23 protein-coding genes and 1 tRNA gene are annotated in these 26,461 nt (G+C 32.2%); 15 read left to right on the top strand and 9 right to left on the bottom strand.

Annotated elements, in window-relative coordinates; translation table 11 throughout:
• The first annotated feature begins 36 nt into the window (after positions 1–36).
• The 8 genes from ACY3JM_RS09540 (at position 37) to ACY3JM_RS09575 (ending at position 8,592) form a co-directional block, all read left to right on the top strand.
• Positions 37–1,299 (top strand): MFS transporter, encoded by a 1,263-nt coding sequence (locus tag ACY3JM_RS09540; protein ID WP_463082719.1) that lies wholly within the window; start codon positions 37–39, stop codon positions 1,297–1,299.
• Positions 1,265–2,161: an AEC family transporter gene (locus tag ACY3JM_RS09545; RefSeq protein WP_463082720.1), complete on the top strand. Its 897-nt coding sequence runs from the start codon at positions 1,265–1,267 to the stop codon at positions 2,159–2,161. Before ACY3JM_RS09540 ends, ACY3JM_RS09545 begins: the two co-directional genes overlap by 35 nt.
• A 1-nt stretch (position 2,162) precedes the next feature.
• Positions 2,163–3,401, top strand: a complete 1,239-nt coding sequence (locus ACY3JM_RS09550) for a DUF401 family protein (RefSeq protein ID WP_463082721.1) — start codon at positions 2,163–2,165, stop codon at positions 3,399–3,401.
• 37 nt (positions 3,402–3,438) lie between these two features.
• Positions 3,439–4,953: a bifunctional metallophosphatase/5'-nucleotidase gene (locus tag ACY3JM_RS09555; RefSeq protein WP_463082722.1), complete on the top strand. Its 1,515-nt coding sequence runs from the start codon at positions 3,439–3,441 to the stop codon at positions 4,951–4,953.
• Between the two features lies 1 nt (position 4,954).
• The gene (locus ACY3JM_RS09560) at positions 4,955–5,194 is read left to right on the top strand and encodes a hypothetical protein (RefSeq protein ID WP_463082723.1); all 240 of its coding nucleotides are present in this window, start codon (positions 4,955–4,957) and stop codon (positions 5,192–5,194) included.
• Positions 5,173–6,918 (top strand): pyruvate kinase, encoded by a 1,746-nt coding sequence (gene pyk, locus ACY3JM_RS09565; RefSeq protein ID WP_463082724.1) that lies wholly within the window; start codon positions 5,173–5,175, stop codon positions 6,916–6,918. Before ACY3JM_RS09560 ends, pyk begins: the two co-directional genes overlap by 22 nt.
• Positions 6,896–7,249: an FtsB family cell division protein gene (locus ACY3JM_RS09570; protein WP_463082725.1), complete on the top strand. Its 354-nt coding sequence runs from the start codon at positions 6,896–6,898 to the stop codon at positions 7,247–7,249. The genes pyk and ACY3JM_RS09570 overlap by 23 nt, the downstream gene beginning before the upstream one ends.
• Positions 7,250–7,455: 206 nt before the next feature.
• Positions 7,456–8,592: a putative DNA modification/repair radical SAM protein gene (locus ACY3JM_RS09575; protein ID WP_463111361.1), complete on the top strand. Its 1,137-nt coding sequence runs from the start codon at positions 7,456–7,458 to the stop codon at positions 8,590–8,592.
• An 18-nt stretch (positions 8,593–8,610) separates the two neighbouring features.
• On the opposite strand, the gene ACY3JM_RS09580 is transcribed toward ACY3JM_RS09575, so the two are convergent.
• Positions 8,611–9,951 (bottom strand): GH1 family beta-glucosidase, encoded by a 1,341-nt coding sequence (locus tag ACY3JM_RS09580; protein WP_463082727.1) that lies wholly within the window; start codon positions 9,949–9,951, stop codon positions 8,611–8,613.
• Between the two features lie 154 nt (positions 9,952–10,105).
• Between ACY3JM_RS09580 and ACY3JM_RS09585 the strand changes: the two genes are divergently transcribed.
• The 3 genes from ACY3JM_RS09585 (at position 10,106) to ACY3JM_RS09595 (ending at position 11,906) form a co-directional block, all read left to right on the top strand.
• Positions 10,106–10,180: transfer RNA gene (locus ACY3JM_RS09585), tRNA-Asn, on the top strand.
• A 152-nt stretch (positions 10,181–10,332) separates the two neighbouring features.
• Entirely contained in the window at positions 10,333–11,328 is a 996-nt protein-coding gene (locus ACY3JM_RS09590; RefSeq protein WP_463082728.1) for a glycoside hydrolase family 130 protein, read from the top strand.
• A gap of 44 nt (positions 11,329–11,372) precedes the next feature.
• The gene (locus tag ACY3JM_RS09595) at positions 11,373–11,906 is read left to right on the top strand and encodes an archaemetzincin family Zn-dependent metalloprotease (RefSeq protein ID WP_463082729.1); all 534 of its coding nucleotides are present in this window, start codon (positions 11,373–11,375) and stop codon (positions 11,904–11,906) included.
• On the opposite strand, the gene ACY3JM_RS09600 is transcribed toward ACY3JM_RS09595, so the two are convergent.
• Both ACY3JM_RS09600 and ACY3JM_RS09605 read right to left on the bottom strand, forming a co-directional pair.
• Positions 11,883–14,324 carry a beta-mannosidase gene (locus tag ACY3JM_RS09600; RefSeq protein ID WP_463082730.1) on the bottom strand — a complete coding sequence of 814 codons (2,442 nt, stop codon included), beginning with the start codon at positions 14,322–14,324 and terminating at the stop codon, positions 11,883–11,885. The two genes, ACY3JM_RS09595 and ACY3JM_RS09600, sit on opposite strands and share 24 nt — an antisense overlap.
• Positions 14,325–14,423: 99 nt before the next feature.
• A complete protein-coding gene (locus ACY3JM_RS09605) occupies positions 14,424–15,209 on the bottom strand; it encodes an SHOCT-like domain-containing protein (RefSeq protein WP_463111362.1) in 786 nt (261 codons plus the stop codon).
• A gap of 256 nt (positions 15,210–15,465) precedes the next feature.
• On the opposite strand from ACY3JM_RS09605, the gene glgP reads away from it, so the two are divergent.
• Complete coding sequence (gene glgP, locus ACY3JM_RS09610) at positions 15,466–17,178, top strand: alpha-glucan family phosphorylase (RefSeq protein ID WP_463082732.1); 1,713 nt, start codon at positions 15,466–15,468, stop codon at positions 17,176–17,178.
• A 44-nt stretch (positions 17,179–17,222) separates the two neighbouring features.
• Here the strand turns inward: glgP and ACY3JM_RS09615 are convergent, their stop codons facing one another.
• From ACY3JM_RS09615 to ACY3JM_RS09630, 4 genes are all read right to left on the bottom strand, one after another.
• Complete coding sequence (locus ACY3JM_RS09615) at positions 17,223–18,065, bottom strand: carbohydrate ABC transporter permease (protein ID WP_463111363.1); 843 nt, start codon at positions 18,063–18,065, stop codon at positions 17,223–17,225.
• Complete coding sequence (locus ACY3JM_RS09620) at positions 18,065–18,952, bottom strand: carbohydrate ABC transporter permease (RefSeq protein WP_463082734.1); 888 nt, start codon at positions 18,950–18,952, stop codon at positions 18,065–18,067. The genes ACY3JM_RS09615 and ACY3JM_RS09620 overlap by 1 nt, the downstream gene beginning before the upstream one ends.
• A 63-nt stretch (positions 18,953–19,015) precedes the next feature.
• Complete coding sequence (locus tag ACY3JM_RS09625; RefSeq protein ID WP_463111364.1) at positions 19,016–20,260, bottom strand: ABC transporter substrate-binding protein; 1,245 nt, start codon at positions 20,258–20,260, stop codon at positions 19,016–19,018.
• Positions 20,261–20,355: 95 nt separating this feature from the next.
• Entirely contained in the window at positions 20,356–21,546 is a 1,191-nt protein-coding gene (locus ACY3JM_RS09630) for an ROK family transcriptional regulator (protein WP_463111365.1), read from the bottom strand.
• A 146-nt stretch (positions 21,547–21,692) separates the two neighbouring features.
• Between ACY3JM_RS09630 and ACY3JM_RS09635 the strand changes: the two genes are divergently transcribed.
• Genes ACY3JM_RS09635 through ACY3JM_RS09645 form a run of 3 tightly spaced genes read left to right on the top strand, consistent with a single transcriptional unit; the run spans position 21,693 to position 24,716 of the window.
• Positions 21,693–21,989, top strand: a complete 297-nt coding sequence (locus ACY3JM_RS09635) for a hypothetical protein (RefSeq protein WP_463082737.1) — start codon at positions 21,693–21,695, stop codon at positions 21,987–21,989.
• 15 nt (positions 21,990–22,004) lie between these two features.
• Complete coding sequence (locus tag ACY3JM_RS09640) at positions 22,005–22,949, top strand: aldo/keto reductase family protein (protein ID WP_463082738.1); 945 nt, start codon at positions 22,005–22,007, stop codon at positions 22,947–22,949.
• A gap of 3 nt (positions 22,950–22,952) precedes the next feature.
• Positions 22,953–24,716, top strand: coding sequence for an Rqc2 family fibronectin-binding protein (locus tag ACY3JM_RS09645; RefSeq protein ID WP_463111366.1), 1,764 nt, complete (start codon positions 22,953–22,955; stop codon positions 24,714–24,716).
• On the opposite strand, the gene ACY3JM_RS09650 is transcribed toward ACY3JM_RS09645, so the two are convergent.
• Together ACY3JM_RS09650 and ACY3JM_RS09655 are read right to left on the bottom strand one after the other, a co-directional pair.
• Positions 24,666–25,577 (bottom strand): RluA family pseudouridine synthase, encoded by a 912-nt coding sequence (locus ACY3JM_RS09650; RefSeq protein WP_463111367.1) that lies wholly within the window; start codon positions 25,575–25,577, stop codon positions 24,666–24,668. The genes ACY3JM_RS09645 and ACY3JM_RS09650 overlap by 51 nt on opposite strands.
• 6 nt (positions 25,578–25,583) lie before the next feature.
• A complete protein-coding gene (locus ACY3JM_RS09655) occupies positions 25,584–26,264 on the bottom strand; it encodes a Crp/Fnr family transcriptional regulator (RefSeq protein WP_463111368.1) in 681 nt (226 codons plus the stop codon).
• Positions 26,265–26,461: the final 197 nt, after the last annotated feature.

Here is a 26,461-nt window from a genome sequence, read left to right on the forward strand (position 1 = left end):
TTATCTGAAGATTAAAAATTTGATATTATAAAAGCTATGAGTCTAAGAGAAAAGGATTATAGCTGGAACTTTATAGTCAATGCCATAGATAATGCATTCTTTAATTTGGGAATGACCTTTGGTTCTATTCAGACCCTCTTACCCTTATTTGCCAAGAATTTAGGTGCTGGAAATCTTGAGATTGGATTAATTCCTGCAATTGCAAACTTAGGATGGGCAATTCCAGCCATATTAGGTGCAAGAGCTTCAGAAAGATATAAAAGAAAAATAGAATTAGTATTAAAAGTAACCATGGGAGAAAGACTTCCATATCTTTTTATGTCTTTTATAGCCTTCTTTTTAGCATCTCCTTTTCCAAAACTTTCTTTATATCTGTCATTATTTTTACTTGCCATTGCAACATTTTCAATGGGATTTTTAGGACCTCCTTGGATGAGCATGATAAGTAAGGTAATACATCCAAGTAAAAGAGGAACCTTTTTCGCAATGGGAAATGGTTTGGGAGCTATAATGGGGATTGGAGGTGCTTTTTTAGCGAGATATTTCCTTTCCACCTATCAATTTCCAATAAACTTTGGCTATTCTTTCCTTTGTGCTGGAATAGCTCTATTAATATCCTTTGTTTTCCTATCTTTGACCAGAGAGGAACCTGACGAAAATGAAGTTCAAGATACATCCCTCACTGAGTATATCAAAAGTATAAAGATAGTCTTTAAAGATAAAAATTTTAGAAATTATACAATCTCAAGAATTCTAAACACCTTTTCATTATCCTTTATCAGTTTTGTATCAGTTTTCTCTGTAAAACAATTTAAAATTCCAGATAAGATAGTTGCAGACTTTACAGGCATCCTTTTAATTTCCCAAGCTCTTTCATCCTTTATCATAGGCCCCATAGGAGATAAATTTGGTCACAAGATAACCCTCCTTTTGGGAAGAATTTCAACATTAATATCTCTTATTCTTCTCTTAACTGCAAATAATATAATTTCTTTCTATACGGTTTATATTTTTATCGGAATTATAAATAGTGCTTTCTATGTTGGAGATTTAGCCTTTATACTTGATCTTTCCCCTTCCCAAAGAAGAGAACTTTATTTAGGATCTATCAATCTTATTTTTGCACCTTTTTCCTTTATAGCTCCTATTTTGGCAGGAAAAATTGCAGATACAAAAGGATATTACTTTCTTTTTCATTGCTTACTCATTTTAGGAATAATAAATATTCTATATTTCGTATATAAAGTGGAGGATCCAAAGAAAAATGTCAAAAACATTAATAACTCTGATTTTAATTAGTTTATTAGGATTTATCTCTAAATATAAGATATTTAGAGAAGAAGATAGAGAAATATTTTCAAAATTCGTATACAACTTTTCTTTACCTGCTTTAGTATTTTATTCTATTTACACTAACCCCCCACAAATTTCATTATATAAAGTAGTAATTGTAGAATGGATAGTTAGTATCATAACTGGTATTCTTGCTCTACTTATAGGTTTTGGACTAAATCTAAACAAAAAAACCATTGGAAGTCTTTTTCTTGTAAGTGTGGGTGGTAATGTAACCTTTCTAGGATATCCTATTATGGAGAAACTTTATGGAAATCAAGGTTTAACTGTTGCTATCATTTATGATCAATTAGGTATGATTATTTTTATATACACAATAGGTATTATCTTGATAAGTTTGCTAAGTGCTCAGAAAGTAAATCTTAACTTTACAATAAAAAAAGTAGTAAATAATCCCCCTTTATGGGGATTAATTTTAGGATTTATAATTTCACCCTATAAACTTCCTGATTTTTTAATCGATAGTCTTTCCATATTAGGAAAAGCCACAACACCACTCATGATGTTTCTTTTAGGTTTATCCTTTTCAAAACCACAAAAAAACAATAAATCCACATTAGGTATTATCTCAGGTATTACCTTAAAACTTCTCTTATTTCCCTTTCTTGCTTTAATCTTTTCAAGAGTATTAGGAATAACCGATGTACCCTATAAAGTCACTGTATTAGAATCTGCTATGCCATCCATGCTAACAGCCTTAGTGCTTGCTTTACAATTTGATTTGGACTCTGTTTTTGCCTCCCATGTAATAATTTATTCCACATTAATTTCTCTTATCACATTAAACTTATGGATAGGGGTGATATAAGATGATAGCTCTCTTAAAGGTAACCATTATTTTTGGTATTATTGTAGTATTAATATCCAAAAAATTCCCTCTTCATTGGGCACTTTTAGGTGGAAGCATAATTATGGGTATAAGCTTTGGCCTATCCATAAATACTATTTTAAAATCCTTTTTTGAAGCAGTTAAAGACTGGAATACTATTAGTCTTCTTTTAATCCTATATCTCATAGCAGTATTTGAATCCATATTAAAAGAAAAAGAAGTATTAAAAAAAATGGTTAATTCGCTAAAAACTTTGATTAAAGACGATAAAATTCGTTTGATATCTATGCCAATCATAATGGGCCTTCTTCCATCTGTAGGCGGAGCTCTTTTTTCTGCACCTTTCATAGAAGAATCAACAGACAATGATAATTTAGAACCTGAAAGAAAAAGCTATATAAATTATTGGCTTAGGCATATATGGGAACCATTTCTACCTATATATCCAGGAATTATATTGGTTTCAGCTCTAACCCAAACTCCTATAAACATTCTTGTAAAAGAAGCATTACCATATGGATTATTCGTACTTGCTATAGGTTTACTTTTTTCCTTTTATAAAATGCCTTCTAAAGAGATCGATTCCTTAGAACAAGCTCAAGATCAAAATTTAGAAAACCAAGGTATATCAATTTCTCAAAATCCCATTAAAGATTTTATAATCTCCTTCCTACCTATTTTGATATTAATCTTTGCTGTAATCTTTCTTCATTTTGATCTTTTATATGTTCTTTTAGGAATTGTTATTTTGCTTTTTGTCATATTTCGTTTTGATACACACCAAATTTTTAATACATTAAAGACTTCAATAAAACCACAGAATCTAATCTTGATATTAGGGGTAATGATCTTCAAAAAAATGTTAGAAGTTACAGGAGCAGTATCAGATATTGCCTATTTACTTAACTTTTCTTTCATTCCAACCCCTCTTATTTTCTTTTTGATACCCTTTATAGTTGGCATATTAACTGGAGTTACCTCTGCTTCTATTGGAATTAGCTTTCCAATATTAGTGGGAATGCTTCCATATGTTAATCCATTAAAATACATCTTATTGGCATTCTTAAGCGGATATCTAGGAGTAATGGTATCTCCTATGCATCTTTGTTTAGTTCTTACAAGGGAATATTTTAATGCTGATTGGAATAAAGTTTACAAGTATATAATGAAAAGTGGAATTTCATTCGGAATTTTTATATTTATAAGATTCTTGTTATAATTAAAACATAATCTTTCCAAAGGAGGATTAAAAAACAATGAGGTATTTAAAAAAAACTCTCCTTCTCCTGTTGATTTTATTTCTTCTTATTAGCCTCTCTTTCTCTCAAACTTCCAATTTAATAGATATAAAGATACTCCACATCAATGATTTTCATGGAAGACTTCTACCATACATTGTGAAAAGCATTAGTGAGAAAATTCCAGTAGGTGGCGGAGCCTATTTAGCCTATATGATAAACGAAGAAAGAGCTAAGAATCCAGAAGGCACCATACTTCTTTCTGCTGGAGATATGTTCCAAGGTACTCCTATATCAAATATATTTAAAGGCGAACCCGTTATTAAAATAATGAATTATCTTAAGTTTGATGCCATGACCATTGGAAATCATGAATTTGATTGGGGACAAGATACTCTGCAACAATGGATAAAATCCTCCAATTTTCCCTTTTTAGCGGGAAATATATTAAAAGATGAAACATATCTTCCAAATGTTAAACCCTATATCATTATTGAGAGAAAAGGTCTTAAAATTGCAATAATAGGACTTACAACTACTGAAACTGCTTATATAGTAAAACCTGATTATGTTAAAGATTTAACTTTTATAGAACCTGAAAAAGTACTCCCTAACTTAATTAGGGAAGTAAAAAACCAAGGAGCCAATTTAATAATAGTATTATCCCACTTAGGTTATGCTGCAGATAAAGCCCTTGCAGAAAAGGTTCCTGGAATTGATGTAATAGTAGGAGGACATAGCCATACAGTAGTTACAGATCCTTTAATAGTTAGAGGAACAATTATTGTACAAGCAGGATACAATGGTATATATTTAGGGGTTTTAGATTTAAAAGTACAACCTGAAACTGGTTTAATTTTAGGTTTTACAAAAGAAAAAGAACTAAAAACTGTTTTTGCAGGACCCGAGGATAAATATGACCCTAATGTAGCTGAAATAATTGACAAATATAATGCTCAACTTAAAGAAGAATTTTCGAAAATTGTAGGGGAAACTCTTGTGGATCTTGTAAGAAATTATAATGAAGAATCAAACGTAGGTAATGTAATATGTGATGCAATGTTAGAAGCAAGTAATGCCCAAATTGCATTCCAAAATAGCGGTGGCATAAGAACAGATATCCCTAAGGGTAAAATAACAATGGAACAAGTATATACTCTACTTCCCTTTGATAATGTATTGGTAATAATGGATCTAACAGGAAAAGACATATTAGATCTTTTAGAACAAAGCGCTACCTTAGAAAAGGGTATTTTACAAACTTCAGGAATTAGAGTAAAATATAATATGACAAGACCTATAGGATCAAGGGTGATAGAGGTCTTTGTTGGGAATGAACCCTTAGATTTAAACAAGGTTTATAGAGTAGTAACCAATGATTTTCTTGCTGCGGGTGGAGACAAATTTACAGCTTTCACAAGAGGCAAAAATATTATCTACGGAGATATGTTAAGAGATGTTTTTGTAGAATACTTGAAAAAACATTCTCCTATAAATCCAAAGGTGGAAGGAAGGAGTATAATTATAAAGTAATTTGAAAGAAAAGATTAAGGTTTTTGTAAATAATAAATTGTTAGAAGTATTTCAGGGCATGCAAGTAAAGCATGCCCTGATTTCTTATGACATGGATATCTATAAAAAATGCATAGATGGGGAGTATATTGTTGTTAATGAAGATGGTTTTGAGATTGGATTAGAAGGAGCGCTCTCAGATAATACTAAAATATATATTAAACAAAGGAGGGAAAAAAGTTGTTTAGAAAGACCAAAATAGTATGTACAATAGGTCCTGCCAGTGAAAAAGAAGAAGTATTAAAGGAACTTATTAGAGCAGGAATGGATGTGGCAAGATTAAACTTCTCCCATGGAGATTATAATGTCCATGGAGAAAGAATAAGACTTATAAGAAAATTTTCAGAAGAATTAGACAAACCAATTCCTATTATTCAAGACCTTCAAGGACCTAAAATAAGGATAGGAGAATTAGAAAAGGACAAAATATTTATCAAAGATGGAGAAGAAATCTATCTTACTCCTAAGGAAACTATAGGCAACGAGAAAATTCTTTATGTTAACTACCCCTATCTATTAGAGGATGTAAATATTGGAGATAGAATACTTATAGATGATGGACTTATAGAATTGAAAGTCATGGATAAAAAAGAAGACAAATTAGTATGTGGAATTATTCATGGGGGTTATCTTTCAGAAAGAAAAGGAGTTAATTTCCCAGACTCTAAATTAAGAGTTTCACCTCTTACAGAGAAGGATAAAAAAGATACCATATTTGGCATAGAAAACAAGGTAGACTACATTGCATTGTCCTTTGTGCAAAGAGCTTCAGATATAATAGAGTTAAAAGAATTCCTTGAATTACATGATGCCAAAATTCCTGTAATAGCCAAAATTGAAAAAAGAGAAGCAGTAAATAATTTTAAAGAAATATTAGAAGTAGCAGATGCTATAATGGTAGCAAGAGGAGATTTAGCAATAGAGATTTCAAATGAGGAAGTTCCCTTAATTCAAAAAAGAATAATAAAGGAAACAAGATTAGCAGGAAAACCTGTAATTACAGCCACCCAGATGTTAATATCTATGGTAAGTAATCCTACTCCCACAAGGGCAGAAGTAAGTGATGTGGCAAATGCCATATTAGACGGTACAGATGCTATTATGTTATCAAACGAAACTGCAATGGGTAAATATCCCATAGAAAGCGTAAAAATGATGGATAAAATTGCAAAGAAAGTTGAAGAAAGCTTTCCATATGACGATTTTTTAAAAGAAACAGATTGTAATACTACTATAACTAAAGCTATAACCTTCTCCACATGCCAAATAGCCAAAGAAATAAAAGCTTCAGCAATTGTAACAGCTACTCATAGTGGTTTTACAGCAAGACAAATATCAAAATATAGACCCAATGCTCCCATATTTGCCATTACCCACTTTTCTGAAGTAAGAAGAAGACTCAACCTATCTTGGGGTGTAATTCCACTTTTAACTGAGATTTTTTACACTACTGATGAAATGTTTGAAAAATCTACCAAGTTACTTCTTCAAAAAGAATATGTTAAAAGAGGAGACACAGTTGTAATCACTGCTGGTATACCCATGGGAATCTCTGGTATGACAAATCTTATAAAGGTACATGTAATAAGTGATATCATAGGACAAGGACATGGACTTGGTGGAGATTCCAAAACCGCCAAGGTTATATTAGCTCAAAACCCTAAGGAAGCTCTTAGTAAAGAGATAGATGGAGCTATATTACTGATAAAGTCTTATGATCTTGAGATAGAACCTCTCTTTGACAAATTAGTCGGTCTTGTTATTGAAGATGAAAAAATTCCACCATCATTAATCCCATGGAGAAGTAAGGGATTAGGTATAATAGTTGGAGCCAAAAATCTCTTTGAAAAATTAAGAGATAATGAGATTATAACTATAGACCCTGAAAGAGGAGTAATATATCGTGGGGTGGCAAGAATATCTTAAAAAGGACAGAAAGAAAAGAAATCCTATAAGCAAAATACTTTTAGTTCTTTTTTTTCTATATCTAAGCCCATCTATATATATGGGGATTAGAGATTATATAACTTATTCCCAAAAACTAAAGGAACTTTATCAAAGAAAATCAGTCCTTGAAAAAAAAGTTAAAGAATTAAGAGAGATAGCTTACAATACAGATGATCCATATATAATAGAGAAAATTGCAAGAGAAAAACTTTTTATGGCAAAACCTAATGAAGAGCCAATCCTAATAATTGAGAAAAAAGAAGAAGAGAAAAATCTTTGGGATAAAATAATAGATCTTTTTAAAAAGTAGTATTTTGATATAATATCATTTGATAAAACTAAACTTATAGCAGGGGTGAAAGAAATGGGAAAACAATGGAGGGTAATACTTAAGAGGAAAAGAAGAAAGGCAAGAGAAAAAAGGAAAAAGGAAAGGCTAAAGCTACTTTTAAAAGAACTTAAAAAGGCTTAATTGATATTTTTTTATTTTAAAAAAGGACCCTCATAGATGACAAAATGCATATAAGCGATAAAATCGAAATATTAGCAGAATCAGCAAAGTTCGATCTATGTGGGTCCTTTTTATGTTCTCAAGAAGCCATAAAAAGAAAGCCATCCATAAGCGGTTGGATCTATCCTACAGTCCTTCCTGATGGAAAGACAGTAAGACTTTTAAAAATTTTACTCTCAAATGATTGTATTCATAACTGCTATTATTGTGCTAACAGAGCTAATAGACCATTTCAAAGAGTAACTCTTACAGCAGATGAGCTTGTTAGATTATTCTTAGAACTTCATAGAAAGAATTTGGTAGATGGATTATTTTTAAGTTCCGCAATAACTAAATCACCTAAATATACTATGGAACAAATGCTAAAATCGGTAGAAATACTTAGAGAAGTTCACAATTTTAAAGGATATATTCATTTAAAAATACTCCCAGAATCTTCTTTAGATTATATAGAGACCGCTATAAAATATGCAGATCGAATTTCTATAAATTTGGAAGCCCCATCAGAAAAATATCTAAAAGAAATTGCGCCTGAAAAGAATTTTAATTTCCTTCTTCAAAAATTGGAAACTTTAAAAGAATTATATAAAAAGGGGTTAAGGACAAAAGCAGGTATAACAACTCAATTTGTAGTTGGTGCATCACAAGAAAGGGATAAAGAAATTCTTAACCTTACCTTCAATCTCTATAAAAATTATCATTTATCAAGAGCCTATTTTAGCGCTTTTCAGCCTATTCCCCTTACTCCTTTATCCGACCTTCCACCTACTTCTACTTGGAGAGAAGTAAGATTATATGAAGCTGATTTTCTAATAAGAAAATATGGTTTTGATATAGAAGAACTTGTGTTTAATGAGAATGGAAATTTACCTCCGGATGAAGATCCTAAAACAGTATGGGCTAAAAATCATCCTGAATTTTTCCCTATAGAGATAAACTCTGCACCATATGATAAACTCATAAGAATTCCTGGAATAGGTCCAGCCTTTGCCTCAAGAATAATCAAAGCGAGAAGAGAAAATAAGATAAAAGATTTAAAAGAATTAAAGAAAATAGGAATTCCAATAGAAAAGTGCAAAAATTTCATTCTTATAAATGGAAAAAGCCCTTCCTCTTCTAAAAATCAACTTACTCTTTTCTGAGGAAGGGCTTTTAACTTGCTAATCTTCTAATCCATTTCGCTCAATTATCCCTTTATAAAAATAAGCACTTTCTTTTAATATTCTTTCCTGATTTTCATAATTAACATATATAATTCCAAACCTCTTACTAAATCCATGCCCCCATTCAAAATTATCCATTAAAGACCATACAAAATATCCCCTTAAATCTACACCATCTCTGATAGCAAAATAAGCTCTCTTAATATGTTCTCTCAAATAATTAACTCTCTTAATATCATTAACTTTACCATTCTGCAAGATATCATCAAAGGCTGCCCCATTTTCAGTAATGTAAATTGGAATTTTATAACTACTATATAGCTGAACTAAAATGTCATAAAGCCCATCAGGATATATTTCCCAGTTCATAGCAGTAACTTCACCATCACCTTGAACCCTACTTATTCCTGTATAAGGATCTTCAGAATTTGCTTTTACAATACTTCTGGTATAATAATTAATTCCAATAAAATCTATAGGTTGAGATATAATATCGAAATCTCTTTCTTCAACTTTAAAAACCCAAGGTGTTTTCTCTAAAACCTTCCAAGCACTTTCAGGATAAGACTTTTTAAAAATAGGATCTAAAAACCATCTATTTGAAAAAGCATCATGCCTTTCTACAGCTATTAAATTCTCCTCTGTATCTTTCTCAGGGTATACAGGAGCAACATTAATAGTTATACCGATACTTCCTTTATATCCTTCTTCTTTATAAATCTGGACAGCATAACCATGAGCTAAAAGAAAGTTATGGCTTGCAATAAATGCCCCTTTCATATCTCTTTTCCCTGGAGCATGTATACCCCAACCATAACCCAAGAATGCATTTACCCAAGGCTCATTTAATGTAATCCATAAATCAACCCTATCACCAAATTTATAGAACAGAAAAGAAGCATACTCAGAAAAATATTTTGCAACATCTCTATTTAACCAACCACCAATATCCTCAAGAGTTTGAGGCAAATCCCAATGATATAAAGTTATTGCAGGTTTTATTCCTTTCTCGAGAAGTCTATCAATAAGCTTATCATAAAAGGCTAAACCCTTTGGATTCACCTTCCCTTTTCCTTCTGGAAAAATTCTTGGCCACGAAATAGAGAATCTATAAGCCTTAAGCCCAATATAACTCATTAAATCCACATCTTTCTCCCACAAATGATAATGATCACACGCCACATCTCCATTCTGATTCTGATAAATAGTACCTGGAGTATGAGAAAACCTATCCCAAGTACTTTCTCCTTTCCCATCCTCATTCCAAGCTCCCTCTATCTGATAAGACGCTGTTGCAGCTCCCCATAAAAAGCCTTTAGGAAATATCAGTTCTTGCATCTTTTATCCTCCTTTATCAAAGTTTTATACATAACCTTTGATATATTACTAAAGCAAAAAGTTTTTGGGAAGAGGGTAATAATTAAAAAAATATATAGTACTTGATTTTCCAAAAAGTTTTTTATATAATTTTTTACAACAATAACTTATTCGCTCCTCGGTAGCTCAACGGTAGAGCGGCCGGCTGTTAACCGGCGGGTTGCAGGTTCGAATCCTGCCCGAGGAGCCAATTTATTTATTATTATCCCCATAAATTAAATCCAATTTATTATTAATTTCAATTATCAAAACCCCACTTTTATGTTACTATTTTCACTGATATTTATTGACTTAACAGAACATCTAAGTTAACATAAATAGAAAAAAAGGAGGCTTTAAATTATGGGTAAAGTCCAAATTATTGGAGAAAAGATTCCAAATTTACCCTGGGAAGAACGCCCAAAAGGTTGTAATGATGTAGTATGGAGATATTCTAAGAATCCCATCATCAAAAGGAACCATATTAAAAGAGCAAACAGCATATTTAACAGTGCAGTAGTTACATTCAATGGAAAATTTGCAGGGGTTTTTAGAGTTGACGACAAAGCAAGATCAATGAACTTGCACGCCGGATTTAGTGATGACGGAATTAATTGGACTATTGAAGAGGAACCTATTAACTTCATACAAGAAACTAAGGATCCATTGGTAAGTGAATACAAATATGATCCAAGAGTTACTTTTATTGAAGATCGATATTATATTACATGGTGTAACGGTTACCATGGACCAACCATAGGAGTAGGATATACCTTTGATTTTAAGGAATTTTATCAATTAGAAAATGCCTTCTTACCTTACAATAGAAATGGAGTACTTTTTCCAAGAAAAATAAATGGCAAATATGCTATGTTAAGCAGACCTTCTGACAGAGGTCATACACCTTTTGGGGATATATTCTATAGCGAGAGTCCAGACATGATCCATTGGGGTTGTCATAGATTTGTTATGTCAGCAGGACTTACTGGATGGCAATCCCTTAAAATAGGAGCAGGTCCTACTCCTATAGAAACTAGTGAGGGTTGGCTCTTAATCTATCATGGAGTATTACTTTCTTGTAATGGTTATGTATATAGCTTTAGTGCTGCCCTTTTAGATTTAGAAAAACCATGGAAAGTAAAATATAGAGCTCGTTCTTATCTACTTTCCCCTCAAGAATATTATGAATGTGTAGGAGATGTACCTAATGTAGCATTTCCTTGTGCATCCTTATGTGATGCTGAGACAGGTAGGCTTGCCATCTATTATGGCGGTGCGGATACAGTAGTTGCTCTTGCTTTTGCGTATGTGGATGAGATAATTGATTTTCTAAAAGAAGATGGAATAAAATATGAATAAAAATAAAAAGAGGGAGAGTAATTCCTCTCCCTCTTTATAAAAAAATGGAAAAATTTATATATTTGGTTCCTTTTGATAATATAGATAAAGATATTTTAGACTTTCTTTCAGCAAATCTTCCTAAGATTATTCCTTTTCCTGTAAAAACATACTTTAACTTACCTATACCTAGCAATACTTACAATCCTGAAAGAAATCAATACCTTTCTTTACCTTTTCTTGACATACTTACCAAATTAAAAATACCCGATAGTTTTAAGGTCCTTGGAATAACGAATGTGGATTTATATACCCATGGACTTAATTTTATATTTGGGCAAGCAAAACTTAATGGAAAAGAAGCCTTAGTAAGTATAGCACGATTAGATAATAGTTTCTACAGATTACCGAAAAATCATGAAATTTTATATATCCGCACCTTAAAAGAATCGGTCCATGAACTTGGACACACTCTGGGTCTCTCCCATTGTCCAAACCCAGAGTGTGTCATGCATTTTTCTAATTCTATATCAGACACCGATAGAAAAAGCTATAATTTCTGTCCTATTTGTAAATTAAGCCTTTCTTACCTTTTTTAAATTCAATCCTTTAATTTTTAAATTTTCTTCTATCTCTTTAAGAGTATAGGGAGCTCTAAAAATTACCTCATATTTATCTTTTGGATAAATAGTAAAATAATTATCTTCCCATTCCGCATTTGGAAGTTCCAATGCTACAAATAAAGCAATGAAATCACTTTCCAAAAGTACTCTATATATTTCTTTGTCAAGCTCCTCTACAGTATAAATAACTTCTGCCTTAGGGAGTTCTAAATGTTTAAATGGAACAAAGAAATATTCGTTCTGATCAACTAAATTACCCTTTTCATCAAAAAGTTGTACATAGAAAAATTCTCCATATTTATCTACTTCTTCCAAAGGAACTGTTATAGCATTTAGAGATGTATTAGGAGAAAGATCAAGAGCAGTTTCCTTCTTACCTCTCCTTTTTCCTTTAAAAGTACTAAATGCATATTCTATTTTACCCTCAAAATATTGCAGGGTATCATTAACTACAAAGATTAAAAGTTTACCGTCTCTTGGTTCTATATTTACTTTCAGATTCTTAAAAGACCTTTTTACAAAATAGTAAGAAGGTTTCAAGTTTTTATAATAATCAATTATGCTCCAACTCACTACCGGCCAACAATCGTTAAGTTGCCATATCAGTGCTCCTGCAGTATGGAACTTATTATTTCTCCAGTGTTCTATTCCTGTTTTTAACGCTAACCCTTGGATGATTTGAGAAAGATATATGTAATCATCCATATCAGATGTAATTTTAAAATAACCAGAAATATACCTTAATATTCTTTCTGTACCCTCATAAGCCTTGTTATGAAATTCAATTTCCCTACTTTGAGGATGATATTCTTTCTCAGAAGTAATAAACTTTCTGATAGTCTCTGAAACAGGAGGAGCCTGCATTCCAAACTCACTTACAAATCTAGAATTATCTTTAAGATACTCTTTAAAGTCTTTCCATCCATGCCATATATCCCAGTTATGTCTATCTCCCGCCTCCTCACTATTTGGATACCTTCCACCGTAAGGGCTACTTGGCCAATATGGCCTTGTTAAATCAAGTCTGGCACATACATCTGGCAAAACTTTACTATATATCTCCTCTCCCCAGAACTTATCTCTTTCACCCCACCATTTTGCTACATAGCCCCAATTATTCTCATTATTACCACACCATAAAACAATAGAAGGATGATTTCTTAATCTCTTAACAACAAATTCTGCTTCCCTCTGTACTTCTTCTAAAAATTTCTCATCATCTGGATATTCCGCACATGCAAACATAAAATCTTGCCAAACCATTATGCCAAGTTCATCACACAAGTCGTAAAATATATCATTTTCATATATTCCACCACCCCAAACTCTAAGCATATTAGTTCCCATTTCTTTAGCTTTTGTTAGAAGAAATCTATAATCTTCTTCTCTTAATCTTGGAAGAAAACTATCCGCTGGTATCCAATTTGCCCCCTTAGCAAAGATGGGTACATCATTTACTTTGAAAATAAAAGATTCACCTTTCTCGTCTTCTTTTGTATATAGCTCTACTTTTCTTATTCCAAAAGTTTCCTCTATTTTATCTAAAACCTCACCTTTCTCATCCAAAAGAATCAGTTGTATTTTATACAAGTTCTGTTCACCATATCCTTGCGGATACCAAAGTTTAGGATCTTTTATAGTTAATGGTATCTTTAAAAATACTCTTCCTTCTGGGAGGGTAAATCTTAATCTTTGTTCCAAAACAGGCTTTTTATGTGAGATCCTAAACGCCACATCTACACTCATAGCTTGTTGAATCTCTATATCAAGCTCCAGATTTATATGGGCAGGATTACCTAAATTCCTTAAAGGAACCCATACATCTAAAATTCTCGCTTTATCCCAACCCTTTACTTTCACTGACTTCCACAAACCTGAAGTAGCAAGTCTTGGTCCCCAGTCCCATCCAAAGGAATATTGAGCCTTTCTACCAAAAACTCGGGGAGAAAAATCTCCTCCATGAAGTTTATATGGATAATTATCTGCTCTTTCTTTAAGCGTTTTTGTAGGTGACAAAAGCTTCACTTCAAGAAGATTTTCCCCCTCTACTAATATATTTTTTACATCAAAACACCAAGGAATAAACATATTATCTGTTTCTCCTATTTTCTTCCCATTGAGATAAACTTCAGAAAAAGTATCAATTCCTTCAAATTCCAATTCTATAGCAGAATGCTTTAAGAAATCCTTATCTATATTAAATTTTTTCCTATATATCCAATCTTCTTCCTCTACCCATTGAACCTTTAGTTCATTTTCCCCCACAAAAGGATCTGGTATTAAATTATTATCCATTAAATCTAAGTGAACACAACCTGGTACTTTAGCTTTAAGCCATTTTCTCTCTTTTGTATTTCTAAACTCCCATTCACCATCTAATTTAATGACATCCATAACTAAAAATCCTCCCCTAAGGTATAAAAATTTTGTTTAGTATAACTTATTAACTTGTAAAAATCAAAATCTCCTTAGGGGAGTATTAGGATAATAAATTCATTTAATATTTATATTACCCATTGAACATCTTATAATAATCTCTGATTTCTCACCATTCCCATATATATATGTATCACCTTTCACAATCATATCTGGCCTTCTTTCGACAGATGCTTCACCCATCGTAACTTTTACTACTAATTTTCCATCAAAATCATCAGGAAGTACTATGGACATATCTCCAGTATTACAAATTAATTCTCCTTGAGAGGGAGCTTTAGCAAAGACAATATCCAAATCTCCCATATTTACCTCAGCCCTAAATTTCTCACTCTCTATATATAAATCACCATCACCCATTTTTATGAGAATCTCACTTTCCTTCGCAACTAATTTTCCCTTTACATCCCCTGCGGAAACTTTCATCTTAACCGTGTTTAATTTCGGTAAATTCAAATTAAAATCTCCTGCAGAAAATTTAATCAAATTATCTTCTAAAATGAATACACCTTCTCCCTTTATCCTTATCTTTTCTTCTTGCCAAACATCTATACCTAAATCACCTGCTGTAATCTCTAAAAATATTGGCTTATCCTCTGACCATTCATATTCCTCATCTACATGCTTTATTCCCTTCATAGTATTTACTATAACACCCGGTATGATGGAAAAAGCAGAAGTTAAAGCGTCGGTTACAATCTCTCCTATATTAACAAACCCAAATTTATCCTTCCTTTTTGATTCTTTCCTTTCCTCAAGAGCCTCAATAAGTTTCTCAGCTTCATCAGCCTTTATTTTTCCTTCTTCTAAAAGTTTTAAAATTCTTTTTAATTCATCATCCATATTCCTTATACCTCCATTTATTAATATAGATTTTTAATAATTATAAAATAAAATTTTATATTTTTCAATATTAAGATCTATAAATTTTATCATATTTTACTAAAAGTAAAATATTTTATATATAACTAACATGTGTTAAGAATTAATAAAAACCTGTTATCTTCTAATATTCGTTTAATTTTACCTATTTGAAGTCGCATGATTTTTGTTATATTATTAAGAAGAATTTAAAACAAAAAAAGGGAGGTATGAGAGATTGAATACAGCCATATTTGACCGTTTAAAAAAAGAAGAGGTTATTGCCTACTTCTCTATGGAAATAGCTTTAACTTCTGATATACCAACATATAGTGGAGGCTTAGGTGTTCTAGCAGGTGATACAGTAAGAACAGCTGCTGATTTAAACATTCCATTTATTGGAATTACTCAGATAAGTAGAAAAGGATATTTTAAACAAGTAATAAAAGAAGATGGTACTCAAATAGAACAACCAGCTACCTGGGATCCAGAAAAATATATGTCTCCTCTTCCAATTAAAACCTTTGTTGAAATTGAAGGTAGAAAAGTATATATTCAACCTTGGGTATACTATTGGAAGTCTATTCACGGACATGTTGTACCTGTCATATTCTTAGATACCAATCTACCAGAAAATTCTGAAGAAGATAAAACTATTACTGATATCCTATATGGTGGCGATCTATCTTACCGTCTAAAGCAAGAAATAGTATTGGGAATAGGAGGAGCAAAAGTATTAAAAGAGTTAGGACTTAGAATTAGAAAATATCATTTAAATGAAGGACATTCTGCTCTTCTCACCTTAGAACTTTTAAAAGATGAATTAAATAATGGTAAATCCTTAGAAGAAGTAGTAGAGAATGTCAAGGAGAAATGTATTTTTACAACCCATACTCCTGTAGAGGCTGGACATGATAAATTTACATACGACCTTGTTTCAAGAATTTTGGGAAATTATATCTCTATAGATTTAATTAAAAAATTCGCAGGAGAAAATGTTCTTAATATGACTCTTCTTGCTTTAAATCTTTCCGGATATATAAATGGTGTTGCAAAAAGGCATCAAGAAATATCTCTTTCCATGTTCCCTGGCCATAGAATATATGCCATAACTAATGGAGTTCATTCCTTTACTTGGACTTCTACCCCATTTCGAGAACTTTTTGACAAATATATTCCAGGATGGGCAACTGAACCCGAACTTCTTACAAGAGCCCAATTTATTCCAAGCGAGGAAATTTGGCTTGCCCATAAACGAGCTAAAAGGGATCTTATAGATTATATATATGCCCAAACAGGAGTAAAATTTGAAGAAAATGTGTTAACAATAGGTTTTGCAAGAAGAGCTACAGCATATAAAAGACCCCACCTTTTATTTTCTGACATTAATAGACTTAAAAAGGTAAAAAGAAAAGGACCTATTCAGATTGTTTATGCTGGTAAAGCTCATCCCAAAGACATAGAAGGTAAAAAACTAATTAAAGAAATATATGAATACATCAAAGAATTAGAAAAAGATATCAAAATTGTATATTTACAAGATTATAATATGGATATGGCTAAAAAGATTGTAGCAGGTGTAGATGTATGGTTAAACACCCCCCAAAGACCATTAGAAGCTTCTGGTACCAGTGGCATGAAGGCCGCTCATAATGGTGTAATTAACTTTAGTGTACTAGATGGTTGGTGGATAGAAGGCCATGTAGAAGGATATACTGGTTGGTCCATTGGTCCCTCACCATTGGAGGAAAAAAGCTTAGAAAATCATGTTCAAGAAGAAATTGATGATTTATATAATAAGCTTGAATATATAATTTTACCAACCTATTATCATCATTGCGATGATTGGATTAAAATCATGAAAAACTCTATCTCTAATTTAGCCTCATACTTCAATACGCATAGGATGATGAAGAGATATATTACAGAAGCATATTTTAAAAATAGATAAATAAAAAGGGGGGAGCTTTTATATTAAAAGGCTCCCCTTTCTTATTAAATACCTGACAAAGAACCTGATAGCAAGCCTCGCATAAAATATCTACCAAGAAATATATATACTAAAAGAGGAGGCAAAGCTGTTATTAAAGCACCTGCCATCTGAATATTCCATTGTACAAAATAACTTCCTGCAAGATTATTCAAAGCTACTGTAATAGGCTGAACAGAAGGATTAGGGGCAACTACAAGTCCAAATAAGAAATCATTCCATATAGAAGTAAATTGCCATATCATAACCACAGCAAATGCAGGCATAGACACTGGAAGAACAATTCTCCTATAAATACCAACAAAATCTGCCCCGTCTATTTTAGCAGCTTCTATCAGTTCTGAAGGAATAGTAGAGTAATAATTTCTAAAAATAAGGGTAGTTATTGGAATACCATATACTATATGCACAAATATAAGACCTGAAATAGTACTATAAAGTTTTATCTTCTGTAATACCTGCACTAAAGGTATAAGAATACTTTGATAAGGTATGAACATACCAAATAAAAGCATAGGAAAAAGTATATCTGCTCCTTTAAATCTCCATTTTGTAAGTACATAACCATTCATAGAACCCAAGAAGGCAGAAAGAATAGTAGCAGGAATAACCAAATACACACTATTCATAAAATTCTGAGAAAGCCCCCTAAGTCCTCTCTTTGGATCTCCTTTCCATGCCTGTATAAAACTTTCAAAACTAATAGTTTTGGGAAGTCTCCACATGGTCTTAAGATCAACTTCTGCAAAACTTTTTAGACTTGTAACCACAAGCACATATACGGGTGTCAAGTAAAAGATTGCAAAAAGTATCAGGAAAAAATATATTAATAATCTTCCTAATCTCATTATCTCTTAACCTCCGATTTGAGGCTATATTTTAGATAAGGAATAATTAAAACCCCCACCATTAAAAGAAGAATTATTGCTATACTTGCTCCTTGTGCAAAATGATTCCCTCTAAAGGTAGTATCATACATGAATAAGGCAGGAACATCACAAGAAAAACCTGCTCCAGAACCTGTCATTGCAACAACCAGATCAAAAATTTTTAAAGATATATGGCCTAAAACTATTATGGCACCCAAGGTTATTGGCCTTAAGAGAGGTAAAACAATATATCGATAAACTTGCCACATATTAGCTCCATCTACCTGAGCTGCCTCAAATAATTCATTTGGAATTCCCCTTATTCCAGCTAAATACATAGCCATTACATATCCTGACATTTGCCATACTGCAGCTATAACTACAGCTTTTATTCCTATTTTTGGATCTGTGTACCAGCCACTTTTCAAGAAAGAAAGCCCAATTTTATCCAAGATTTGGTTTAGCCCAATAGGATTATTTATAGTACCAGGATTTAATATCCATCTCCATATAACACCTGTTACTACAAAAGATATAGCCATAGGGAACAGATAAATATTTCTAAATATGTTTTCTCCTTTTATCTTTTGATCTAAAAGGATGGCAAGAAGAAAACCTAAAATTAAAGATGATATAAGAAATAGAGCTGTAAAAACTAATGTATTTTTCATAGATATTTGAAAGCGAAGATTCTGAAAAAGTTCTATGTAATTTTTTAATCCAACGATACTAAAACTTGGAAATATATCATTCCAATCAGTAAGAGAAATAAATCCAGTCCAAAAAATAAAAAAATACACAAAAATAGCTATCAATATGATTGATGGAAGAATAAAAAGAAAAGAATACAATTTATCCTTTTGCAATATCTTCACCACCCTTAAAAGTTATCAGGGGGAGAGTAAAACCCTCCCCCCTTAAAAATTCTCTTATTGTTTTACTCCATTTTTAATAGCCACATTAACAAGGGCTCTCTGGGTAGTCTTTACATCTGGTCTTACCACAAAGAGGGAAATCACATCCTTAAATTCTGTTACCCATCCTTCAGAAGCGGCTGCACCATGCATTACGCTTGGAACTATCTTATGCTTTAACCAATCATCCATACAAGATCTCTGATAAGCTGGGAATTTAGACTTATCAACATCTGTCCTTGCTGGAATTGATCCTTTCTTAAGATTAAAAGCTTCTTGTCCTTCCTTTGATCCAAGAACTTTCAAGAAGGCTATAACATTATTTCTATTTTTAGCTCCTTTTGGAAGTCCAAAACTATCAGATAAAGCATCAAAAACTCCAGCATTACCAGGAGCAAGAACCCATCCAAAATCTTCAAATCCCTTAGCATAGAAATAACCGACAGCCCAGTCTCCCATGATAGTCATAGCTGCAGAACCATCTACAATTAATGCACAAGCTTCATCCCATGTCCTTGCTGAGTGATCAGAATTTACATAACTTAACATTTTCTTAAAGGTTTCTAAAGCATCAGTCACCTTAGGATCGGACCACTTTGTTTTTCCATTCCATAATCCCTTATATCCCTCAGCACCAAGTTTTCCAATCAATACAGTCTCAAATACATGAGCAGCTTCCCATCCATCTTTTGTTCCAAGAGCAAAAGGTGTAATTCCTTTAGCTTTCAATACTTCAGCTACCTTAAAGAACTCGTCAAAAGTCTTAGGTGGAGTTAAATTGTTCTCTGCAAAAATCTTTTTGTTATACCATAATACATTAGCTCTATGAATATTTACTGGTACAGACCAGTACTGTCCATTATAAGACACAATGTCAAGTATACCTTTTGGCATTACTTTCTCCCAACCTTCTTGCTTATAGAGGAAAGTTATAGGCTCCATAAACCCTGTTTTTACCCATGTATCTATTAACTCATGACCTGCATGAACTTGGAATGTGTCTGGTGGATCTCCACCCAACATTCTTGTCTTAAGAACTGCCTTTGCATTTGCACCAGCTCCTCCTGCCACTGTAGCATTAATAACTTCTACACCAGGATATTTTTTCTGGAAAATTTCAATCAAAGCCTGAAGTCCCTCAGCCTCTCCTCCTGCAGTCCACCAACTAAAAATTTCTAATTTACCTTTTGATTGAGCAATGGATGTAAAAGTCAATAGTACTAAAAAGATTAACAAAAGACTTAAAATTTTACGATACATAATAAAACCTCCCCCCAAATAGAATTTTAGAATCTAAGGATAAAGGATATTAGGATAGACACCTCCTTTTTTGTGGGGTTTAAATATACATTATCTTACATAGTTGAAAGTACTGGCCCTTCAAATATATCCCAGAAAGCCCAAATACCTGCTCCAATAAGCTCTGCAGGATATTCCAGGAAAGAAGTAAGCTCTATCTTAACTTTGCCAGCATCTTCAGTTATACTTTTCCGCCTTACTATATCAACCAGTTTCTGTCTTATATTTTCCCAAATCTCCTTTGTATCGTTCTTTATAAGTGGACCACCAAGGATAATTACATCAGGATTAAGACCATTTATTATATTTATTATTCCAATACTTATATCCTCAATATAAGAATCTAAAACTTTCTCATCTTGAATCTCTGCAAATTCTTTTTCAAGATCAAATCCAGCCTTTTTCGCATTATCACTTCCCAAAGATGCATATCTTTCCCAACATCCCAAATTTCCGCATTTACACTTTATTCCATCCCTACTTACTGTCATATGCCCAAATTCACCTGCTGTATTTGCCTTCCCACGATAGAGTTTCCCCTCTAATATTAGTCCTGTTCCCACACCTTCTCCTATAAATATGTACACAATATTTGCATCAGATAATTCTATTCTTTCCCCCAACATTCCTTCTGCAACCACTGCCATATTTGCCTCATTATCCATTTTCACAGGAATATCAACAGAAAATTCCCTTCTGAATCTTTCTGTTATCATATCTCCAAGGGGTAAATTCCTCCAATTAATATTGGGAGCTACTACTACATTCTTAAAAGTATTATCCACTATTCCAGGAATTCCTATACCCATAGCGTGAGTCTTACCAAGACCATCAGGGAACAGCTCCTTTGTATATTGAACTACTTTATCTATAAACTCATTAGGATTTTTGGGCGTTACAAAACTTTTTACAGACCTTATTTTCATAGAGAAATCAACCCTTGCAATGGTAGAATGAGTAACACCTACTTTTATAGCTATAACATTCCGATAATCAGGATTTAACCCTAACATTATAGCCCTTCTACCAATCCTCTTGGTTACATAAGGTTGAATCTCTACAATCATTCCTTCAGAAATAAGACTGTTTATAAGCCTTGTAATTGTACTTTTACTAAGACTAAACCTTCTGGCAAGTTCTGTACGAGAGATATTTCTACATCTCAAAAAAGCATTTAAAACTATAGTTTTATTAACTTCCCTTTGCTGATTCGCTCTACTACCTCTTCCTGTTCTTATAAATACCATAAATACTAATTTCCTTTCTATTAGTTCCTCATTGAAAATAATTCTACTATAATTTAACAACAATCTGTTTAATTTGTCAATAATATCTTTGTTAATGTTAAAATAGAAATATGAAAAATCTGAATAAAAATGGAGGTCTTTGAGAAATGTTTAATTGGCTTAAAAAACTTTTCTCTTCCACAACCACTCTATCTCAAAGTTTCATTGTATCAGTAAAATGTAAAAGATGTGGAGAAATCATAGATGTAAGAATAAGACCTAAGGAAGAAGCAAATCCTGAATTTGGGGAAACGGATCAGATTATAAAATATGATCTATACAAAGATGTATTAGGAACAAAATGTCCCAACTTAATGAGACTACATATTGAGTTTTCACCAAACTGGAGTATACTTTCAAAAGAAACCGAAAATGGAGAAATTTTAGAAATAAAAAATTTATAAAAGGAGGTTTCCAAAATGCAATATAGAAAATTAGGTAGAGCAGGAATAAAGTTAAGCGTAATTGGACTTGGAGCATGGCTTACCTTTGGAGAGAAGGTAGATTATGACCGTACAAGGGAATGTATATTTACAGCAATAGATAATGGTGTAAATTTTATAGATCTTGCAGATGTATACGCAAAAGGAGAAGCAGAAAGGGTAGTCGGTAAAATATTAAAGGACTTTAGAAGACAAGATCTTGTTATCTCCAGTAAAGTATACTGGCCTATGAGTGATAATATTAATGATCGGGGACTATCAAGAAAGCACATTATGGAATCTATAGATGGATCTCTAAAAAGACTTGGAGTAGACTATTTAGACCTATATTTCTGTCACCGATTTGACCCTGAAACTCCCATCGATGAAGTTGTAAGAGCTATGGATGATCTTGTTCATCAAGGTAAAATATTATATTGGGGAACCAGTGTATGGACAGCTGCCCAAATTGAAAGTGCAGTAGGTACTGCCATTAAATACAATGCTTACTTACCTCAAGTAGAACAACCTCGCTACAATATGCTGGATAGACATATAGAGCCAGAAATCATACCCACATGTGCAAAACATGGAATAGGTATTACAGTATTTTCTCCTCTTGCCCAAGGAATATTAACTGGAAAATATAATAATGGAATCCCTGCAGGAAGCAGAGCAGAATGGAGCGATTGGCTTAAGAATGAACTAAATGAAGAAAATATAGAAAAAGTTAGAAAATTAACAAAATTAGCCCAAGAAATAGGAATAACTATGTCCCAGCTTGCTTTAGCTTGGATATTAAGAAGACCTGAAATAACTTCCGCTATAGTAGGTGCCACAAGACCTGAACAACTTAAAGAAACATTAAAAGCAGGTGACATTACTTTATCTCCTGATGTTTTAGACGAAATAGAAAAGATTCTTGCTAATGCACCTAAATAAAAAATGAATTTAAAAGTAAGCTTTGATCTACTAACATTAGAAGTTTTTTATGAGGAGACAAAAGATATAATAATTGATTCTATCATTGAAAAAATATATCAGATAGGAAGCACTGACATATTTTGGGAAATTTATTCTCCTCATAATGGAAGATATAATTTAGTTCTCTCTGTTCATCCCCAATTATATAGAATACAGTTAACCAGAAAAAATTTCCCATACCCATCAAAACCCCCCTCCTTTTCTATGCTTTTAAGAAAACATTTGGAGGGGGGAAGAATCTTAGATTATTACCTAATACCCCAAGAAAGAATTATAGAATTTAAGATTAAAACCTTTCCTGAAGAAAGTAAAAAGGTAATATTAGAACTTATGGGAAAATATAGTAATCTCATACTGGTAAATGAGAATAATATAATAATAGATGCCATAAAACATGTTCCAAGTGAGATAAACAGATTTCGAGAAGTCATACCTGGAGCAAACTATATTTATCCCCCTAAAAGCATAAAGATACCTATCTCAGAATTAACGGAAGACAAACTTGAGAGTCTTCTAAATAAGGACATCCCAATAAGAGATCTCATACTAAAAGAAATATCCCATATGAATCCTCATATAGTAAATGAAATTATAGAAGATATAGGAAATAAGATGGCAAATATACTTACTCTAACAGAGAAGAATATATTAAAAGAAAGACTTTTAAATATCAAAGAAAAAATAATAAGAAGAGAATTCAAACCTATCGCCTATCTAATAAATGGTGAACCTATTACTTTCTCCCTTTTTCCCCTCAAAGAGTATGAAGATTTAGAGAAAAAAGAGTTTGAAAAGGTCTATAAATTGGTAGACTATATATATTCTTATGCCTTTGAAAAAGCATTATTCACTCAGAAAAAAAATAGATTGTTGGAAATTATAAAAACCAATATAGAAAAGGTTGAGGAAAAAATAAAAGAGTTAGATTCTCAAATAAAAGAAGGCGAAGATTCGGAAATCTTTAAAATAAAAGGAGAAATTCTTATTCTTAACCAAAGCTCAATAAGAAAGGGGCTTGAAAAAGTAACCTTTCTTAATCCCTATAATCCTAATGAATATATAGAAATAGAATTAGATCCAAGTCTATCTGCTATTGAAAACGCCCAAAAATATTTTAAAAAATATAAAAAACTTAAAAGAGGAATCTCTATTTTGAAAGATTATAAAAGTAAATTAGAGGAAGAATTGTTTTATCTAAATTCTATTGAATTTTCTATTGAAAATGCAAATTCCCTCTCAGAACTAATGGAAATAGAAGAGGAACTTGAAAAGGAAGGATATATAAAAGAAAAGAAAGAGAAAAGCCAAAAGAAAATCAAAAAATCGGAACCTTACAAATTTATAAGCTCCGATGGTTTTGAAATTTATGTCGGTAAGAACAATAAACAAAATGATCATATAACTTTTAATTTAGCAAAGCCTGAAGATATATGGTTACATGCCAGAGGAATTCCAGGTGCTCATGTGATAATCAAGGCTCAAGATAAGGAAGTTCCAGATAGCACTTTATATGAAGCAGGAGCTTTAGCTGCCTACTTTAGTAAAGGAAGAAATTCCACCTATGTACCTGTTGATTATACCTTCAGAAGATATTTGCAAAAACCTAAAGGAGCTAAGCCAGGTTTTGTAATATATAAAAATGAAAAAACCATTTTTGCCAAACCTGAAGAAGCCTTAATATTTTTGTCTCAAGAGTTTAAGGACTCTTTCAAAGTCAGATGGTAAAGGGACAGAAAAACTCATTCTTTCATACGTTCGCGGGTGTATGAAAGAAATCTCCTTTGCATGAAGAAGCTGACCTTTCACACCAAATCTCTTATCAATCCTACCATAAATCTCATCACCTACAATTGGAAAGCCCAAATGGGATAAGTGTAATCTAACTTGATGAGTTCTTCCTGTCTCTAAACTTGCAGATACCAAAGTATATCCCTTAAACCTTTCTAAAACTTTAAAATTAGTAATAGATATCTTACCATTATAAACTATAGCCATTTTCTTTCTGTAAACTGGATGCCTTGCCATTGGAAGTTCTACCCTTTTTTCATCCCAAGGAATCTCCCCCTCACATAAAGCCCAATATACCCTTTTTAGAGTTCTATTCTTTAATTGCTCAGATAATTTCTGATGAGAAAAATCATTCTTAGCTACCACTAAAAGTCCTGTTGTATCTTTATCTAATCTATGCACTATTCCAGGTCTTAGTTCTCCTCCTATTCCTGAAAGATCTTTTACTTTATACAAAAGAGCATTTACAAGGGTATCTTGATAATGACCATGGGCAGGATGCACAACCATTCCTCGTGGCTTATTTATAACCAAAAGATCATTATCCTCGTAAATTATCTGAATGGGTATATCCTTAGGTATAATTTCAGTATTTTCAGGAGGAGGAATTATCACATTAATAATATCTCCAGGCTTAACCTTATAACTGCTTTTAACTATAAATCCATTAACCTTTACATAACCTTCATCTATAAGAATTTGAATCTGAGAACGGGAAAGATGAACTTTTTTAACTAAATACTTATCTATTCTATCAATTTCATCCTTATTTTCCACTATGAGTTGATACTCTACCATTCCTGATTAATATATTTTTTCTCTAAGCTTAGAGATATCTTTTATAAGAATATGATTTTTCTTTATATCAATTATACCCTCATCTTCAAAAGATTTAAGCACCCTAATTGCTGTTTCTCGAGAAATACCCACAATATTTCCAAGTTCTTGTCTTGTAAAATCTAAATCAATAAGTATTCCATCCTTTATAGGATGACCTCTCTCCATTGCTATATCAATTATCACTCTGGCTATTCTGCCTGGAGCATCAAGAAACATTAGAGTTTCAATCTGCCTATTAGCCTTTCTTAATCTTAAAGAGAGAGTTCTTAATATCTTAAGGGCTATTTGAGGATGATTATAAAGTAGATTTAAGAAATCTTCGTGATTTATTATCATTACCGATGTATCTTCTAAAGCCACTACAGTAGCAGACCTTGGCTCACCATCAAGAAGAGACATCTCTCCAAAAAACTCAGTGGGATAAAGAATGGAAAGAATTCCTTCTTTACCTTCCTCCGTCTCTAAAATAACTTTTATCTTTCCAGAACATATCAAAAAGAAGAAATTACCCGTTTCGTCCTTTTGGAAGATGACAGTGTCTTTTTTAAAATCTTTTTTCTTAGCTATCTCTAATAGCTTATTTAATTCTTCTTCAGAAAAATCTGAAAATATAGGGACCCCTTTAAGAAATTCCTTCAAATCCATAATTCAATTATATAATAATAAAGGATTAAAAACCACATTATTTTTAACTCTTACCCTTTAAATTGCCATTTTTCAGATTAAGATAAAAACTAATTGTTAGATATCAAAGAAAAAATTTTTTCAATTTGTATATTAAGGGTATATTTGCTAAAATTACATTTGTATCTTAAAAAAGAATTACAAGGAGAAACTCTCTC

The sequence above is a fragment of the Dictyoglomus sp. SSW genome, assembly GCF_055181335.1.

Coding starts and splice junctions, on each gene's coding strand:
- ACY3JM_RS09540 (WP_463082719.1), top strand. CDS start 37: ATGAGTCTAAGAGAAAAGGATTATAGCTGGAACTTTATAGTCAATGCC.
- ACY3JM_RS09545 (WP_463082720.1), top strand. CDS start 1,265: ATGTCAAAAACATTAATAACTCTGATTTTAATTAGTTTATTAGGATTT.
- ACY3JM_RS09550 (WP_463082721.1), top strand. CDS start 2,163: ATGATAGCTCTCTTAAAGGTAACCATTATTTTTGGTATTATTGTAGTA.
- ACY3JM_RS09555 (WP_463082722.1), top strand. CDS start 3,439: ATGAGGTATTTAAAAAAAACTCTCCTTCTCCTGTTGATTTTATTTCTT.
- ACY3JM_RS09575 (WP_463111361.1), top strand. CDS start 7,456: ATGCATATAAGCGATAAAATCGAAATATTAGCAGAATCAGCAAAGTTC.
- ACY3JM_RS09580 (WP_463082727.1), bottom strand. CDS start 9,951: ATGCAAGAACTGATATTTCCTAAAGGCTTTTTATGGGGAGCTGCAACA.
- ACY3JM_RS09590 (WP_463082728.1), top strand. CDS start 10,333: ATGGGTAAAGTCCAAATTATTGGAGAAAAGATTCCAAATTTACCCTGG.
- ACY3JM_RS09595 (WP_463082729.1), top strand. CDS start 11,373: ATGGAAAAATTTATATATTTGGTTCCTTTTGATAATATAGATAAAGAT.
- ACY3JM_RS09600 (WP_463082730.1), bottom strand. CDS start 14,324: ATGGATGTCATTAAATTAGATGGTGAATGGGAGTTTAGAAATACAAAA.
- ACY3JM_RS09605 (WP_463111362.1), bottom strand. CDS start 15,209: ATGGATGATGAATTAAAAAGAATTTTAAAACTTTTAGAAGAAGGAAAA.
- ACY3JM_RS09615 (WP_463111363.1), bottom strand. CDS start 18,065: ATGAGATTAGGAAGATTATTAATATATTTTTTCCTGATACTTTTTGCA.
- ACY3JM_RS09625 (WP_463111364.1), bottom strand. CDS start 20,260: ATGTATCGTAAAATTTTAAGTCTTTTGTTAATCTTTTTAGTACTATTG.
- ACY3JM_RS09630 (WP_463111365.1), bottom strand. CDS start 21,546: ATGGTATTTATAAGAACAGGAAGAGGTAGTAGAGCGAATCAGCAAAGG.
- ACY3JM_RS09635 (WP_463082737.1), top strand. CDS start 21,693: ATGTTTAATTGGCTTAAAAAACTTTTCTCTTCCACAACCACTCTATCT.
- ACY3JM_RS09640 (WP_463082738.1), top strand. CDS start 22,005: ATGCAATATAGAAAATTAGGTAGAGCAGGAATAAAGTTAAGCGTAATT.
- ACY3JM_RS09645 (WP_463111366.1), top strand. CDS start 22,953: ATGAATTTAAAAGTAAGCTTTGATCTACTAACATTAGAAGTTTTTTAT.
- ACY3JM_RS09650 (WP_463111367.1), bottom strand. CDS start 25,577: ATGGTAGAGTATCAACTCATAGTGGAAAATAAGGATGAAATTGATAGA.
- ACY3JM_RS09655 (WP_463111368.1), bottom strand. CDS start 26,264: ATGGATTTGAAGGAATTTCTTAAAGGGGTCCCTATATTTTCAGATTTT.